This window comes from Streptomyces violaceusniger Tu 4113, assembly GCF_000147815.2.
GTDB lineage: Bacteria > Actinomycetota > Actinomycetes > Streptomycetales > Streptomycetaceae > Streptomyces > Streptomyces violaceusniger_A.
In genome coordinates, this window is sequence record NC_015957.1 from 9,096,881 (window position 1) to 9,114,303 (window position 17,423).

Sequence of the window (17,423 nt, forward strand, 5' to 3'; positions counted from 1 at the left end):
CTCTCGAGGAATCCGGAAGACCTTGTCACTTCACGCCGGCCATGGTCATTTCAGGAGATCCCGAATTCCTTGCCGATGAAGTCGAAGAGGTCGTCGTCCGTGGCGGACTCCAGCTCCTCCGCGACTCCGGCGCCGTCTTCCGGTCCTCGGTCGTCATTCCATTGCGCGAGCAGCGCCTGCAGTCGCGCGGTGATCCTGCTCCGGCCCTCGTCGTCCGGGGCGGCCCCGGACAGGGACTTCTCCAGCCCGTCGAGCTCCGCGAGCAGCGAGGTGACCGCCGTCGCGTCGTCCGGCAGGATCTCGCCGCGCAGGTACTCGACCAGTGCGTTCGGTGTGGGGTAGTCGAAGACCAGCGTCGCCGGGAGCCGGACTCCGGTGGTCGCGTTCAGACGGTTGCGCAGCTCCACGGCGGTCAGCGAGTCGAAGCCGACCTCGCTGAACGAGCGGGCCGGGTCGACCGTCTCCGGACCGGGGTAGCCGAGCACGGCCGCCACCTGGGTGCACACCAGCTCCAGCAGCAGCTCTTCCCGCTCGGGCTCGGAGAGCCCGCCGAGCCGCTCCCGCAGCGCCTCGGCACCGGCCGCGGCGGCCGCCGCGGACTCGGCGGCGCGGCGGGCGGGGGCCCGGACGAGACCGCGGAAGAGCGCGGGGAGCATGCCGCTTCCCGCCTGTGCCCTGAGGGCCGGCATGTCCAGCGGCAGCGGTACGAGGAGGGCCTCGTCCGAACCCCGCGCGACGCCCTGCGCGGCGTCGAACAGCTCCAGGCCGCTCTCGGCCGTGAGCACGCCGACGCCTCCGCGGCGGATGCGGGCGATTTCGGCCTCGTCCAGCTCACCGCCCATGCCGCCGCCCATGCCGCCGCCGGCCACGGACCACAGGCCCCAGGCGAGGGAGGTGGCGGGCAGGCCGCCGGCGCGGCGGTGCTGGGCCAGGGCGTCCAGGAAGGCGTTGGCCGCCGCGTAGTTGCCCTGGCCGGGGCCGCCGAAGACGCCTGCGGCCGAGCTGAACAGGATGAATGCGGACAGGTCCGCGTCCTGGGTCAGCTCGTGGAGGTTCCACGCCGCATGTGCCTTCGGGCGGGCCACGGTGGCAAGGCGCTCGGGGGTGAGCGAGCCGATCACTCCGTCGTCCAGGACACCTGCCGTGTGGATCACGGCGGTAAGGGGGTGGTCGGCGGGGATGGCCGCGAAAGCCTCGGCGAGGGCGTTTCGGTCGGCCGCGTCGCAAGCCGCCCAGTGGGGTTCGGCGCCCAGCTCGGTGAGTTCGGTGGTGAGTTCGGCGGCGCCAGGGGCGTTTTCGCCGCGGCGGCTGAGCAGGAGGAGGTGGCGTACGCCGTGGTCGGTGACCAGGTGCTTGGCCAGCAGGGTGCCCAGGGTGCCGGTGGCACCCGTGATCAGGACGGTGCCGTCGGCGTTCCACTCGGGCGCTTGGTTCCCCGTCGCCGTCGCCACGGCGGCGCGCGCCAGCCTTGGCGCCCGGGGGGCGCCGTCGCGGAGGGCGATTTGGGGTTCGTCCGTTGCCAGGGCAGTGGCCAGGGTGTCTTGGGGCTTGCCCTTGCGGTCGGTGTCGACCAGGACGATTCGGTCCGGGTTTTCCGCCTGGGCGGAGCGGGCCAGGCCCCAGATGGCGGCTTGGGCCGGGTCGGTCGTCGGCTCGGCCGTGCCGGTGCTTACGGCTCCCGTGGTCAGAAGGACCAGACGCGAGTCCGCGAAGCGGTCTTCGGTCAGCCACTTCTGGAGGAGGGCCAGGGTGTGGGCGGTGGCCTGGTGCGCCGTTTCGGCGGGCGAGGGGGATTCCCCAATCCCGCCCCTTCCCGAAACAAGGGGCTCCGCCCCTGGACCCCGGTCCTCAAACGCCGGACGGGCTTGAAGTGCCGCATCGGCCGAAGGCTCCGCCCCCGAGCCCCGGTCCTCGAGCACCGGACGGGCTGGAGATGCCGCACCGGTCGAGGCGTGGGGCAAGCCCCAGGACTCCGGGCGCCCTTCGGGCGTGTCCTCAAACGCCGGACGGGCTTGATTTGCCCGACCCGGGGCTGCCAGGTCGGCCACGACGTATTCCGGGAGCTGCGTGCCGGAGGCGATGGCCTCCGCCAGGGCATCCAGATCCGCGTAGGTCGGGAGGCCCAGAGTGTCGGGGCCTACTGCTGCCCAGTGGTTGGGGGTCACCTCGGCGGACGGCGACGCCGCCACCGGGGTCCAGTCCAGGCGGAACAGGGAGTCGGACGGGCTGCCCTGTCGGGCCGCACCCAGCTGGTCCGGGGAGATTGTGCGGAGGGCCAGGGCCTCGACCGATGCCACCGGGGCGCCCGTTGTGTCGGCCAGTTCCAGGGTCACCGTGCCTGTGGCCGTGCCGTCCAGCCGCACACGTAGGGCCGAGGCGCCCACCGCGTGCAGGGATACTCCGGTCCAGGAGAACGGCAGGCGGCCCTGGCCGCCGCCCTTTTCGGCGGCGCTCAGGCCGAGCGCGTGCAGGGCGGCGTCGAGCAGCGCCGGGTGGAGCCCGAACGCGGCGGCGTCGGACGTGCGGTCCTCCGGCAGCCGCACCTCGGCGAACACCTCGTCGCCGCGTCGCCAGGCGGCCGTCAGGCCCTGGAAGACCGGGCCGTAGGCGAAGCCCGCCTCGGCCAGGCCCTCGTAGAGGCCGTCGGTGTCGATGCGCTCCGCCTCGGCGGGCGGCCATGCGGTCAGGTCGAACGAGGCCTCCACCATGCCCGCCGTCAAGGCGCCCGTGGCGTGGCGCAGCCACGGCTCGTCGGCCGGGGCGCCCTCGGCGCGGGAGTGCAGGGTCAGCGCGCGGCGGCCGGTGTCGTCGGGTGCGGCGAGCGCGAGCCGGAGCTGGACGGCGCCCTGGTCGGGCACGATCAGCGGGGCTTCCAGGGTCAGTTCTTCCAGGCGGTCGCAGCCCGCGTGGTCCCCGGCGCGCAGCGCCAGCTCGACGAACGCGGTGCCCGGCAGGAGCACCGTGCCCATCACGGCGTGGTCGGCCAGCCAGGGCTGGGTCTGCAGGGAGAGCCGTCCGGTGAAGGCGATGCCGTCCGAGTCGGGCAGCTCCACTGCGGCGCCCAGCAGCGGATGGCCGGCCGCGTGCAGGCCGATCGCGGTGGCGTCGCCGCCGACCGGCCCGGCGTTCAGCCAGAACGAGCGGCGCTGGAAGGCGTACGTCGGCAGGTCGACCTGGTGCGGGCCGTACGGGGCGTACAGCGCGGTGAAGTCCACGGCGGCGCCCCGGACCTGGGCGGTGCCGACCGCCGTGAGCAGCGTCTCGGCCTCCGGCCGGCCGCCGCGCAACCCGGCGGCGAAGGAGCCGCCGTCCTCGGTGACGCAGTCCTGCGCCATCGCGGTCAGCACCCCGTCGGGGCCGAGTTCGAGGTAGGTGGTGACGCCCTGGGCCTCCAGGGTGCGGACGCCGTCGAGGAAGCGGACGGCCTCCCGGACGTGGCGCACCCAGAAGTCCGCGGTCGTGATCTCCTCGGCGGCCACCACGCCACCGGTCAGATTCGACACGATCGGGATCTTCGGAGCCTGGTACGCCAGCCCCTGCGCGACCTCGCGGAAGGCGTCCAGCATGCCGTCCATGTGGGGCGAGTGGAACGCGTGGCTGACGGTGAGGCGCTTGGTCTTGCGGCCCTCCGCCTCGAACGACGCCGCGATCTCCAGCGCCGCGTCCTCGTCGCCCGCGACCACGACCGAGGTCGGGCCGTTGACGGCCGCGATGCTCACCCGCTTGCCGAGCTGCGGGGTCACCTCGTCCTCGGACGCCTGGACGGCGATCATCGCGCCACCGGCAGGCAGCCGCTGCATCAACCGCCCACGGGCGGCCACCAGCTTCGCCGCGTCCGCGAGCGAGAGCACACCGGCCACATGCGCGGCGGCCAGTTCGCCGATGGAGTGGCCGGACAGGTAGTCGGGCTGCACGCCCCAGGTCTCGACCAGGCGGAACAGCGCCACCTCGACCGCGAAGAGCGCGGGCTGGGTGAAGCCGGTCTGGTCCAGCTTCTCGGCGTCGTCCCCGAACAGCACCTCACGAAGCGGCCGTTCGAGGTGTGCGTCCAGTTCTTCGCAGACCGCGTCGAGCGCCTCGGCGAACGCCGGGTAGGCGTCGTAGAGCTCACGGCCCATGCCGAGCCGCTGGCTGCCCTGACCGGTGAACAGGACGGCCAGCTTGCCGCCCTCGGTCACCGTGCCCTCGACCAGCCCGGTCGCGGTGCGGCCCTCGGCGAGGGCGTCGAGACCGGCCAGGAAGCCGTCCCGGCCCGCGGCGACGAGCGTCGCCCGGTGCTCGAAGGCCACCCGGGAGGTGGCCAGGGAGTGGCCGATGTCGGCGAGGGACAGCTCGGGGTGGTTCGCCACATGGGCCCGCAGCCGGGCTCCCTGGGCGCGCAGCGCCTCGGAGGTCTTGGCGGACATCGCCCACGGCAGAACGGACGGCTCTGCGGACGGTTCCACGGACGGCTGAGCGGCCGGAAGCGCGGGCGCCTCCGCCGGTTCGGGCTCCGGCATCTGCTCGATGATGGCGTGCGCGTTGGTGCCGCTCATGCCGAAGGAGGAGATACCGGCCCGGCGCGGACGCCCGGACTCCGGCCACTCCCGCGCCTCGCTCAGCAGCGAGACCGCACCCGACTCCCAGTCCACATGCGGCGACGGCTCATCGATGTGCAGCGACTTCGGCAGAACGCCATGCCGCATCGCCAGCACCATCTTGATGATGCCCGCGACACCGGCAGCCGCCTGCGTATGACCGAAGTTGGACTTGATCGACCCCAGCCACAGCGGCTGGTCCTCGGTCTTCTCCTTGCCGTACGTGGCCAGCAGCGCCTGCGCCTCGATCGGGTCACCCAGCGTCGTACCTGTGCCGTGTGCCTCGACCGCGTCCACATCACGAGCCGACAGACCGGCGTTCGCCAGCGCCTGCCGGATCACCCGCTGCTGCGAGGGACCGTTCGGCGCCGTCAGACCATTGGACGCACCGTCCTGGTTGACCGCCGTGCCCCGCACGACCGCCAGCACCCGGTGACCGTTCTTCTTCGCGTCCGACAGCCGCTCCACCAGCAGCATGCCCACGCCTTCACCCCAGGCCGTGCCGTCGGCGGCGGCGGCGAACGGCTTGCAGCGGCCGTTGCTGGCCAGTCCGCGCTGGCGGCTGAACTCGGTGAACACATCGGGGGTGGTGATGATGGTGACACCGCCCGCGAGCGCCATGGTGCACTCGCCGTTGCGCAGCGCCTGCGCCGCCAGATGCAGCGCCACCAGCGACGACGAACACGCCGTGTCGACGGTGACGGCCGGGCCCTCGAAGCCGAAGGTGTACGACACCCGGCCGGAGGCGATGCTGCTGGAGCCGCCGGTGCCGAGGTAGCCCTCGACGCCCTCCGGGACGGTGTGCAGCCGCGACACGTAGTCGTTGTGCATCTGGCCGACGAACACGCCGACCTGCTTGCCGCGCAGTGCGCCCGGGTCGAGGCCCGCCCGCTCGAAGGACTCCCAGGAGGTCTCCAGCAGCAGCCGCTGCTGGGGGTCCATGGCGAGCGCCTCGCGCGGGTTGATGCCGAAGAACGCCGGGTCGAAGTGGTGGGCGTCGTAGTAGAAGCCGCCCTCGCGGGCGTACGAGGTGCCGGGCCGGTCCGGGTCCGGGTCGTAGAACGCGTCGAGGTCCCAGCCGCGGTCCTCCGGCAGCCGGGCGATACCGTCCCGGCCCTCGGCCAGCAGCTCCCACAGCTCCTCGGGGGTGCGCACATCCCCGGGGAAGCGGCAGCTCATGGCGATGATCGCGATCGGGTCGTCCTCGTCGGCCACGCCACCCGCCGGGCCTTCCGCCCGTGCGGGGACGGCCGCGGCCGCCTCGGAGCCGAGCAGCTCCTCCAGCAGATATCCGGCAAGTGCGGTCGGCGTCGGGTAGTCGAAGACCAGTGTGGCGGGCAGCCGCAGCCCGGCGGCGCCGCCGAGGCGGTTGCGGAACTCCACCGCGGTCAGCGAGTCGAAGCCGAGGTCCTTGAAGGCCCGGCTCGCCTCGACCGCGTCGGGCGAGTCATGGCCGAGCACCACGGCCACCTGGGCGCGCACCAGGTCGAGCAGGGTCCGCTCGCGCTCGGCCGCGTCCAGCCGGACCAGCCGCTCCACCAGCGAGGAGCCGTCCTGGGCCGCGCCCGATTCGGCGGTGCGGCGGGTCGTACCGCCGCGCACCAGACCGCGCAGCAGCGGCGGCACCATCTCGATGGGCGCCCCGGTGAGCGGCGCCAGGTCGAGCTGCATGGGCACCAGGAAGGCGTCGCCCACCTCCTGGGCGGCGTCGAACAGCGCCAGGCCCTCGTCGGAGGACAGGCCGAGCACACCGGAGCGGGTCATCCGCGACTTGTCGGTGGCCTCCAGCTCACCGGTCATCCCGCTGGCCTCGGCCCACAGGCCCCAGGCCAGCGAGGTGGCGGCGAGGCCCTGGGCCTGGCGGTGTCGGGCCAGGGCGTCCAGGAAGGAGTTGGCCGCCGCGTAGTTGGCCTGCCCGGGGCCGCCGAACGTACCGGCGGCGGAGGAGAACAGGACGAAGGCGGCGAGGTCCTGGTCGCGGGTCAGCTCGTGCAGGTTCACGGCCGCGTCCACCTTGGGGCGCAGCACCTTCTCCAGCCGCTCCGGTGTCAGCGAGTCGATCACACCGTCGTCCAGCACACCGGCGGTGTGCACGACTGCGGTCAGCGGATGCCCGGCGGGGATGTCGGCCAGGACGGCGGCGAGCGCGTCCCTGTCGGCGGCGTCGCAGGCGGCGATGGTGACTTCGGCGCCCAACTCGCGCAGTTCGGCGGCGAGTTCGGCCGCGCCCGCGGCCTGCTCACCGCGCCGGCTGGTGAGCACCAGACGGCGGGCGCCGCGTTCGGTCACCGCGTGCCGGGCGACCAGGCCGCCCAGGGTGCCGGTGCCGCCGGTGATCAGCACCGTGCCGTCCGGGTTCCACGGGGCGGGCACGGTGAGCACTACCTTGCCGATGTGGCGGGCCTGGCTGAGGTAGCGGAACGCGTCCGGGGCCTGCCGCAGATCCCATGCGGTGATCGGCAGCGCCCGCAGCGCGCCCCGCCGGAACAGCTCCAGCAGCTCGCACAGCATCTCCTGGATGCGGTCCAGGCCCGCCTCGGTCAGGTCGAACGCCTGGTAGGAGACGCCGGGGTAGGCGGCGGCGACCTCCTCGGGCAGCCGGACGTCGGTCTTGCCCATCTCGACGAACCGGCCGCCGCGCGGCAGCAGCCGCAGCGAGGCGTCCACGAACTCCCGGGCCAGCGAGTCCAGCACCACATCGACGCCGCGACCGCCGCTGGCCTCGCGGAACGTCTCCTCGAAGGCCAGGTCGCGGGAGGAGGCGATGCGGTCGTCGGCCAGCCCCAGCGAGCGCAGTGTGTCCCACTTGCCCTGGCTGGCGGTGGCATAGACGTCCACGCCCCAGTGGCGGGCGAGTTGCACGGCGGCCATGCCGACACCACCGGCGGCGGCGTGCACCAGCAGCGACTCGCCGCCCTGGAGGTCGGCCAGGTCGCGCAGCGCGTAGTAGGCCGTCATGAAGACGATCGGCACGGACGCGGCCTGGGCGAACGACCAGCCCTCGGGCATCGGCGCGATCATGCGGCGGTCCACGACCACCAGCGGCCCGAAGCCACCGGGCAGCATGCCCATCACCCGGTCGCCGGGCGCCAGATCGGTGACGCCCGGGCCGGTTTCGAGGACGACACCGGCGCCCTCGCTGCCCATCAGGCCCGCGTCACCGGGGTACATGCCGAGCGCGTTGAGCACATCGCGGAAGTTCACACCGGCGGCCCGGACCGCCACCCGCACCTGCCCCGTCTCCAGCGGCGCGGCGGCCTCCGGGCTGGGCAGCAGGGTGAGGTTCTCCAGGGTGCCCTTGTCCTGGATGTCCAGGCGCCAGGCCGGCTCGCCGGGCGGCGGCACCATGGGCCCACTGGCGGCGGTGCGCGCCAGCCGGGGGGCGTGTACGGCGCCACGGCGCAGCACGAACTGCGGCTCGCCGGAGGCGATCGCGGTGCCCAGCGCCTCGTAGGAGGCGTCGGTGCCGTCGAGGTCCACCAGCACCAGCCGGTCCGGGTTCTCCGACTGCGCCGAGCGCACCAGACCCCACGCGGGGGCGTGGGCCAGGTCGTGGGTACCGGCGTCGCCCGCGGTGGCCACCGCGCCCCGGGTGACGAGCACGAGCTGGGACGCCGCGAACCGGTCGTCGGCCAGCCACGCCCGTACGAGCGCCAGTGTCCGCCGGGTCGCGGTGTGGACGGCGGCGGTCACCTCGTCATCGGTGGCGCCGCGCGGGTCGAGGTAGGTCAGGACGTACTCGGGCGCGTCCCCGGCCGCGGCCAGCGCGTCCAGATCGGCGTGGATCGTCGCACCCGACGTCAGCGCGGCGGGCGCGCCCTCGCCGAGCACCGTCCAGGCCGCGGTGGCCGCCCCTTCGGTGGCCAGTGGCACGGTGGCCCAGTCCAGCCGGTACAGCGACTCGTGGTACGCGGCGGACCTGCCGTCCGCGAGCTGTCCGGCCGAGACCGGCCGCAGCGCGAGCTGCTCGACCGAGGCCACCGGGGCACCGGTGCCGTCGGCCAGCTCCAGCGCCACCCCGTCGGCCCCGGCCGGGGTCAGCCGGACCCGGAGCGCGTCGGCGCCGACCGCGTGCAGCGACACCCCGCTCCAGGAGAACGGCAGCCGCCCCTGCTCATCGCCGCCCGCACGGGCGAACGTGCTGTGCAGCGCGGCGTCCAGCAGCGCCGGGTGCAGCCCGAACGCGGTGGCCTCGGACGTGCGGTCCTCCGGCAGCCGCACCTCGGCGAACACCTCGTCGCCGCGCAGCCAGGCCGCGCTCAGCCCCTGGAACATCGGCCCGTACGCGAAGCCGCCCTGCGCCAGGTGCTCGTAGAGCCCCTCGACCTCGGCGGGCTCGGCGCCCGGCGGCGGCCATGCGGTCAGATCGAACGAGGGCCGCGGGGCGGCGGCCACCAGCACACCGCTCGCATGGCGGATCCACGGCATCTCGGCGGGCGCGTCCTGCGCCCGCGAGTACAGCTCCAGCGTGCGGTGCCCGGCCTGCTGCGGGGCGCCGACGAGGATCTGCAACTGGACCGCGCCACGCTCGGGCAGCACCAGCGGCGCCTCGATGGTCAGCTCGTCCAGCCGGTCGCAGCCCACCTGGTCACCGGCGCGGATGGCCAGCTCCACGAAGGCGGTGCCGGGCAGCAGGACGGTGCCCATGACGGCGTGGTCGGCCAGCCACGGGTGGCTTTCGAGGGAGAGCCTGCCGGTGAACAGGAAGCCGTCGGAGTCCGCCAGCGGCACGGCCGCGCCCAGCAGCGGATGGTCGGCCCGGTCCAGGCCCGCCGACTCCACGTCGCCCACGAAGCCCGCGGGGGACGTCAGCCAGAAGCGGCGGTGCTGGAAGGCGTAGGTCGGCAGGTCGACGCGGTGGGCGCCGGTCCCGGCGAAGTACGCGGACCAGTCCGGCGTCACCCCACGGACCTGGAGGGCGGCCAGAGCGGTGGCGACGGTCTCGGCCTCGGGGCGGCCGCCGCGCAGGGTGGCGGCGAAACCGGCCGCGTCGGCGTCGGTGAGGCAGTCCTGGCCCATGGCGGACAGCACGCCGTCGGGGCCGAGTTCGAGGTACGTGGTGACACCCTGGGCCTCCAGGGTGCGGACACCGTCGAGGAAGCGCACGGCCTCCCGGACGTGGCGCACCCAGAAGTCCGGGCTGGTGATCTCCTCGGCGGAGACGACGGTCCCGGTCAGGTTGGAGACGATCGGGATGCGCGGGGCCTCGTACGTGAGGCCCTCGGCCACCTCGCGGAACGCCTCCAGCATCTCGTCCATGCGCGGCGAGTGGAACGCGTGGCTGACGGTCAGCCGCTTGGTCTTGCGGCCCCGCTCCTCGAAGGCCGCCGCGATCTCCAGCGCCGCGTCCTCGTCGCCCGCGACCACGACCGAGGTCGGGCCGTTGAGCGCGGCGATGCTGACCCGCTCGGTGAGCAGCGGCAGCACCTCGTCCTCGGACGCCTGGACGGCGATCATCGCGCCACCGGCCGGAAGCGCCTGCATCAGGCGGCCACGGGCGGCCACCAGCTTCGCCGCATCCGCCAGCGAGAGCACACCGGCCACATGCGCGGCGGCCAGCTCACCGATGGAGTGGCCGGAGAGGAAGTCGGGCCGCAGGCCCCACGCCCTGGCCAGGTGGAACAGCGCGACCTCGATGGCGAACAGCGCGGGCTGGGTGAACCCGGTCTGGTCCAGCTCCGCCGCGTCGTTCCCGAACATCACGGTCTTCAGCGGCCGTTCGAGGTACCGGTCCAGCTCGTCGCAGACCGCGTCCAGCGCCTCGGCGAACGCCGGATAGGCGTCGTACAGCTCATGGCCCATGCCGAGCCGCTGGCTGCCCTGGCCGGTGAACAGGAAGGCCACCTTGCCGTCCGCCACCGAGCCCTGGCCCAGCCCCGACGCCGACTCGCCGCGCGCCAGCGCCGCCAGGCCCGAGACCAGCGCAGCGCGGTCACCGCCGACCACGACGGCACGGTGGTCCAGCGCGGCACGGGTGGTCGCGAGCGAGTACGCCAGGTCGGTCGGCGACAGCTCCGGCCGCCGCTCCAGGTCGGCGAGCAGCCGCTCGGCCTGCGCCCGCAGCGCGACGGCGCTCTTCCCGGACACGATCCACGGCAGCACGGACGGCCGGGCGGCCGGAAGCGCGGACCCCTCGGCCGGTTCGGGCTCCGGCGCCTGCTCGATGATGGCGTGCGCGTTGGTGCCGCTGACGCCGAAGGAGGAGATACCGGCCCGGCGCGGACGCCCGGTCTCCGGCCACTCCCGCGCCTCGCTCAGCAGCGAGACCGCACCCGACTCCCAGTCCACATGCGGCGAGGGCTCGTTGATGTGCAGCGACGGGGGCAGGACGCCGTGGTCCATCGCCTGCACCATCTTGATGATGCCCGCGACACCGGCAGCCGCCTGCGTGTGGCCGAAGTTGGACTTGATGGAGCCCAGCCACAGCGGCTGGTCCTCGGTCTTCTCCTTGCCATAGGTGGCGAGCAGCGCCTGCGCCTCGATCGGGTCGCCCAGCGTCGTACCGGTGCCGTGTGCCTCGACCGCGTCGACCTCGGACGCGGACAGCCGTGCGTTGGCCAGCGCCTGACGGATCACCCGCTGCTGGGAGGGGCCGTTCGGCGCCGTCAGACCGTTGGACGCACCGTCCTGGTTGACCGCCGTGCCCCGCACGACCGCCAGCACCCGGTGACCGTTCTTCTCCGCGTCCGACAGCCGCTCCACCAGCAGCATGCCGACACCCTCGGCCCAGCCGGTGCCGTCCGCGTCGCCCGAGAAGGACTTGCAGCGGCCGCTGGCCGAGAGCCCGCCCTGACGGCTGAAGTCGATGAAGGTGTCCGGGGTGGACATGACGGTGACACCGCCCGCGAGGGCCATGGTGCACTCGCCGCTGCGCAGCGCCTGCGCCGCCAGATGCAGCGCCACCAGCGACGACGAACACGCCGTGTCGATGGTGACGGCGGGGCCTTCGAGACCGAAGGTGTACGCCACCCGGCCGGAGGCGACACTGCCCGCCGTGCCGGTGCCGAGGTAGCCCTCCAGGCCCTCCGGCAGGGCGGTCAGCCGGGAGAGGTAGTCGTGGTACATGACGCCCGCGAAGACGCCGGTCTTGCTGCCGCGCACGGTCGCCGGGTCGATCCCGGCCCGCTCGAACGCCTCCCAGGAACTCTCCAGCAGCAGCCGCTGGTGCGGGTCCATGGCAAGGGCCTCGCGCGGGTTGATCCCGAAGAAGTCGGGGTCGAACTCGCCCGCGTCGTAGAGGAATCCGCCCTCGATGGTGGCGCTGGTGCCGGTCTGCTCGGGGTCGTCGCCCAGCAGCCCGTCCAGTTGCCAGCCGCGGTCGGTCGGGAAGCCGGAGATGGCGTCCACCGAGCCGGTGACGAGCTGCCACAGCTCCTCGGGGCTGGTGACCCCGCCCGGGTAACGGCAGCTCATGCCGACAATGGCGATGGGCTCGTCGTCGGCGACGGCCACGGTGGCGGCGGGGGCCGCCGCGGCCTCGTCGGCCTGGTCGCCGAGGATCTCGGTGCGCAGGAAACCGGCGAGCGAGGTGGGCGTCGGGTAGTCGAAGACAAGGGTGGCCGGGAGCCGTACGCCCGTCACGGCGCCGAGGCGGTTGCGCAGCTCGACCGCGGTGAGCGAGTCGAAGCCCAGCTCCTTGAACGCGCGCCCGGCGCCGACGGCTTCGGGGCCCGCGTAGCCGAGGACGGCGGCGACCTGACCGCAGACGATCTCCAGCAGCAGCCGGTCACGCTCGGGGACGGACAGCCCGAGGAGCCGCTCCGCGAGCCCGCCGGGGGCCGCGCCATCGCCCGATTCCACCACGCGGCGGCCGGGGGCCCGCACCAGGCCGCGCAGCAGCGCGGGCACCAGGCGTGCGTCGGCGTGGCGCAGCGGCGCCAGGTCCAGGTGCATGGGGACGAGCGTGGGGTCGCCCACGGCGAGCGCGGTGTCCAGGAGGGCGAGGCCCTCCTCGGAGGAGAGCGCTGCCACTCCGGCGCGGGTGATGCGCTGGATGTCGGTGTCGTCCAGGTCGCCGGTCATCCCGCTGCGCTCGGCCCACAGGCCCCAGGCGAGGGCGGTGGCGGGCAGCCCCTGGGCGCGGCGCCGGTGGGCGAGGGCGTCCAGGAAGGCGTTGGCGGCCGCGTAGTTGGCCTGGCCGGGGCCGCCGAGGGTGCCGGCGGCGGCGGAGAACAGCACGAACGCGGACAGGTCGAGGTCGCGGGTCAGCTCGTGCAGATGCCACGCGGCGTCGACCTTGGGCGGCAGGACGCGGTCGACGCGCTCGGCGGTCAGCGAGCCGATCACACCGTCGTCGAGCACGCCCGCCGTGTGCACCACGGCGGTCAGCGGGTGCTCGGCCGGGATGGCTTCGAGCGCCCCGGCGAGGGCGGTGCGGTCGGCCACGTCGCAGGCGGTGAGGGTGACCTCGGCGCCCGACGCGCGCAGTTCGGCGACGAGTTCGGCGGCGCCGTGGGCGTCGGCCCCGCGCCTGCTGAGCAGCAGCAGGTGGCGCACGCCGTGCTCGGTGACCAGATGGCGGGCGACGAGCCCGCCGAGGGTGCCGGTGGCGCCGGTGACCAGGGCGGTGCCCTCGGGGTCGAGCGCGGGCGCGGTCCGGTCGGGGTCGGAGGCGACCTTGGCCAGCCGCGGGACGACCACGGTCCCGGCGCGGACCGCGAGCTGCGATTCGCCGGTGGCCAGGGCAGGGGCGAGCGCGCGGTACGAGGCGTCGCCGCCCTCGATGTCGACCAGGGTGAAGCGGTCCGGGTTCTCGGACTGCGCGGAGCGCAGCAGACCCCACAGCGGGGCGTGGACCAGGTCCTCGGTGTCGGCGTCGGCGGAGGTGGCGACGGCGCCACGGGTGGCGATGACCAGCCGGGAGCCCTCGAAGCGGGCGTCGGCGAGCCAGCTTTGGACCAGCTCCAGCGCGCGGTGCAGGGCCTCGCGTACGGCGGCCTCGACGGGACGGTCCGTGCCGTCCGCGAAGAACGGCGCGACGACGGCCTGCGGCACCGGTGTCCCGGCGTCCACGGCCTCGCCGAGCGCGGCCAGGTCGGCGTAGCCGGCGGCGGTGGGCAGCGCGGCGGCGAGCTCGGGGTGCCCGGCGCCCAGCAGCGCCCACTGCCCGGCCACGACGGTGGTGGCGGCGGGCACCGGGGCGGGGGTCCACTCGACGCGGAACAGCGCCTCGTGGAAGGCGGCGCGGGCGGCGTGCACCTGGTCGGGCGAGACGGGGCGCAGCAGCAGCGAGTCGACGGAGGCGACGGGTGCGCCGCTCTCGTCCGTGACCAGCACGGCCACGGCGTCCTGACCGGCGGGCGAGAGCCGGACGCGGAGCGTGGCGGCGCCGACGGCGTGGAGCCGGACGCCGCTCCAGGAGAAGGGGAGGCGGCCGTGTTCGGTGTCCTCCAGGAGGGAGCCGATGCCCACGGCGTGCAGGGCCGCGTCCAGCAGCGCGGGGTGCAGTCCGAACAGCTCGGCCTCGGCGCGGGCGCTCTCCGGCAGCCGCACCTCGGCGTACACCTGGTCCTCGTGCTGCCAGGCGCCCTGGAGACCCTGGAAGACCGGGCCGTAGGCGAATCCGGTCTCGGCGAGCCAGTCGTAGAGGCCGTCCACGGGGACCTCGGTGGCACCGGCCGGCGGCCAGGCGGTGAGGGTCTCGTCCGGGGTGGTGGCGCCGGTGCCGAGCACACCGGTGGCGTGGCGGGTCCACTCGCCCTCGCCCCAGGTGCCGTCGGCGGCGTCCTCCAGGCGGGAGTGCAGGGTCAGCGAGCGGCGGCCGGTCTCGTCCGGCGCGCCCACGGACACCTGGAGCTGGACGCCGCCCTGCGGGGGCAGGACCAGCGGGGCTTCGAGGGTGAGCTCCTCCAGGACGTCCGCGCCGACGTGGTCACCGGCGCGGATGGCCAGCTCCACGAAGGCGGTGCCGGGCAGCAGCACGGTGTCCATGACGGCGTGGTCGGCCAGCCACGGGTGGGTCTGGAGGGACAGCCGGCCGGTGAAGAGGAATCCGGCGGCGTCGGCGAGCGACACGGCGGCGCCGAGCAGCGGATGGTCGGCGGAGCCGAGTCCGGCGGCGGTGACGTCGCCGGTCCAGGGGCCGGGCGGCTCGGGCCAGTACAGCTCGCGCTGGAAGGCGTAGGTGGGCAGTTCGACGCGGCGGGCGCCGGAGCCCTCGAAGACCGCGGCCCAGTCGACGGCCACGCCGTGGACGTGGGCGCGGGCGAGCGCACCGGCCAGGGCGGTGGCCTCGGGGCGGTCGCCGCGCAGCAGGGGGACGAACACGGCGCCGTCGGAGGTGACGCAGTCCTGCGCCATGGCGGAGAGCACCCCGTCGGGGCCGAGCTCCACGTAGGCGCCGACGTCGTACTCCTCGAGCCGGCGGATGCCGTCGGTGAAGCGGACCGCCTCACGGACGTGCCGGACCCAGTAGTCGGGCGAGCAGATCTCGTCGGCGGAGACCGAGCCGCCGGTCAGGTTGGAGATGAGGGGGATGACCGGCGGGGCGTAGGTCACCTGCCGGGCGACCTCGCGGAAGGCGTCCAGCATGCCGTCCATGCGGGGCGAGTGGAACGCGTGGCTGACGGTGAGCCGCTTGGTCTTGCGGCCCTCCGCCTCGAACGACGCGGCGATCGCGAGGGCCGTCTCCTCGTCACCGGCGATGACGACCGAGGTGGGCCCGTTGAGCGCGGCGATCGACACGCGCTCGGTGAGCAGCGGCGCCACCTCGTCCTCGGCCGCCTGGATCGCGATCATCGCGCCACCGGCGGGCAGTTCCTCCATCAGTCGGCCACGGGCGGCCACCAGCTTCGCCGCGTCCGCGAGCGACAGCACGCCCGCCACATGGGCGGCGGCCAGTTCGCCGATGGAGTGGCCGACGAGGAAGTCGGGCTTCACACCCCAGGTTTCCAGCAGCCGGAACAGCGCCACTTCGAGGGCGAACAGCGCGGGCTGGGTGTAGCCGGTGCGGTCCAGCAGTCCGCTGTCGTCGCCGAACATCACCTCGCGCAGCGGCCGTTGAAGGTGCTGGTCGAGCTCGGCGCACACCTCGTCCAGGGCGCGGGCGAAGGCCGGGACGGCCGCGTACAGCTCACGGCCCATTCCGGTGCGCTGGCTGCCCTGGCCGGTGAAGAGGAACGCGACCTTGCCCTCGCCGACCTCGCCGCGCACGACGCCGCCCGCGGGGGCGTCCTCGGCCAGCTCGGTAAGCCCGCGCAGCAGTTCCTCGCGGCCGCCCTCGCCCGCGAGGACCACGGCCCGGTGGTCCAGCGCGGCGCGGGTGGTGGCCAGCGAATGGGCCAGGTCGACCAGGCCGAGGCCCGGCTCGTCCCGCACATGGGCGGTGAGCCGCTCGGCCTGGGCGCGCAGCGCCGCCGCGCTCTGCGCGGAGACGAGCACCGGCACCAGACCGCCGACGCCGGTCCACTCCGAAGGCGTCGCGTCGTCGCCGGGGGTCTCGCGGTCCTCGGCGGGCGCCTGCTCGATGACGGTGTGCGCGTTGGTGCCGCTCACGCCGAAGGAGGAGATGCCCGCGCGGCGCGGCTGGCCGGTCTCCGGCCACGGGGTGTTCTCGGTGAGCAGGGAGACGGCACCGGCCGTCCAGTCCACGTCCCGGGAGGGCGCGTCGACATGCAGGGTCCTGGGCAGCACACCGTGCTCGATGGCCTTGACCATCTTGATGATGCCCGCGACACCGGCCGCGGCCTGGGTGTGCCCGAAGTTGGACTTGATCGAGCCGAGCCACAGCGGGCGGCCCTCGGCCCGGTTCTGCCCGTACGTGGCGAGCAGGGCCTGCGCCTCGATGGGGTCGCCGAGGCTGGTGCCGGTGCCGTGTGCCTCGACGGCGTCCACCTGGGCCGGGGTGAGCCGGGCGTCGGTGAGCGCCTGGCGGATGACGCGCTGCTGGGACGGGCCGTTGGGCGCGGTCAGACCGTTGGACGCGCCGTCCTGGTTGATGGCCGAGCCACGGACGATCGCCAGCACCGGGTGGCCGTTCTTGCGGGCGTCCGACAGCCGCTCGACGAGCAGCATGCCGACGCCCTCGCCCCAGCCGGTGCCGTCCGCGCCGTCGGCGAATGCCTTGCAGCGGCCGTCGGGTGCCAGGCCCCGCTGGCGGCTGAAGTTGATGAACGCGCGCGGGCTGTTCATCACCGTGACACCACCGGTGAGCGCCAGCGAGCACTCGTCGTTGCGCAGCGCCTGGATGGCCAGGTGCAGCGCCACCAGCGACGCCGAGCACGCGGTGTCGACGGTGAGCGCCGGGCCCTCCAGACCGAAGGTGTAGGAGATCCGGCCGGAGATGACGCTGGCCGCGTTGCCGGTGAGCAGATACTGCTCGACGCCCTGCGGCAGCGTGTGCATCAGCTCCGGGTAGTCCTGGCCGTTGGTGCCGACGAAGACACCGGCCTTGCTGCCGCGGAGCGTGGCCGGGTCGATCCCCGCCCGCTCGAACGCCTCCCAGGACGTCTCCAGCAGCAGCCGCTGCTGCGGGTCCATGCCGAGGGTCTCGCGCGGGCTGATCCCGAAGAACGCGGCGTCGAACTCGCCCGCGCCCGCCAGGAATCCGCCCTTGTCGGTGTAGCTGGTGCCCTGCTGGTCGGGGTCGTCGGCGAAGAGCGCGTCGGTGTCCCAGCCGCGGTCCGTGGGGAAGTCCACGATGGCGTCACCGCCCGCGGCCACGAGCTCCCAAAGCTGCTCCGGAGACGTGACGCCTCCGGGGAACCGGCAGCTCATGCCGACGATCGCGATCGGCTCAGGCTCCTGCGACTCGACCTCGCGAAGACGCTGCCGCGTCTGGTGCAGATCGGCAGTTACCCGCTTGAGGTAGTCGAGGATCTTGTCCTGATCCGCCATTGGAGTCTCACC

The 17,423-nt window shown here is 74.0% G+C and carries 1 protein-coding gene; it reads right to left on the reverse strand.

Annotation, left to right across the window (positions count from 1 at the left end; all coding sequences use genetic code 11):
* Nucleotides 1–50: 50 nt before the first annotated feature.
* Nucleotides 51–17,411, reverse strand: a complete 17,361-nt coding sequence (locus STRVI_RS53150; protein ID WP_014060784.1) for a type I polyketide synthase — start codon at nucleotides 17,409–17,411, stop codon at nucleotides 51–53.
* Between the last annotated feature and the right edge of the window lie 12 nt (nucleotides 17,412–17,423).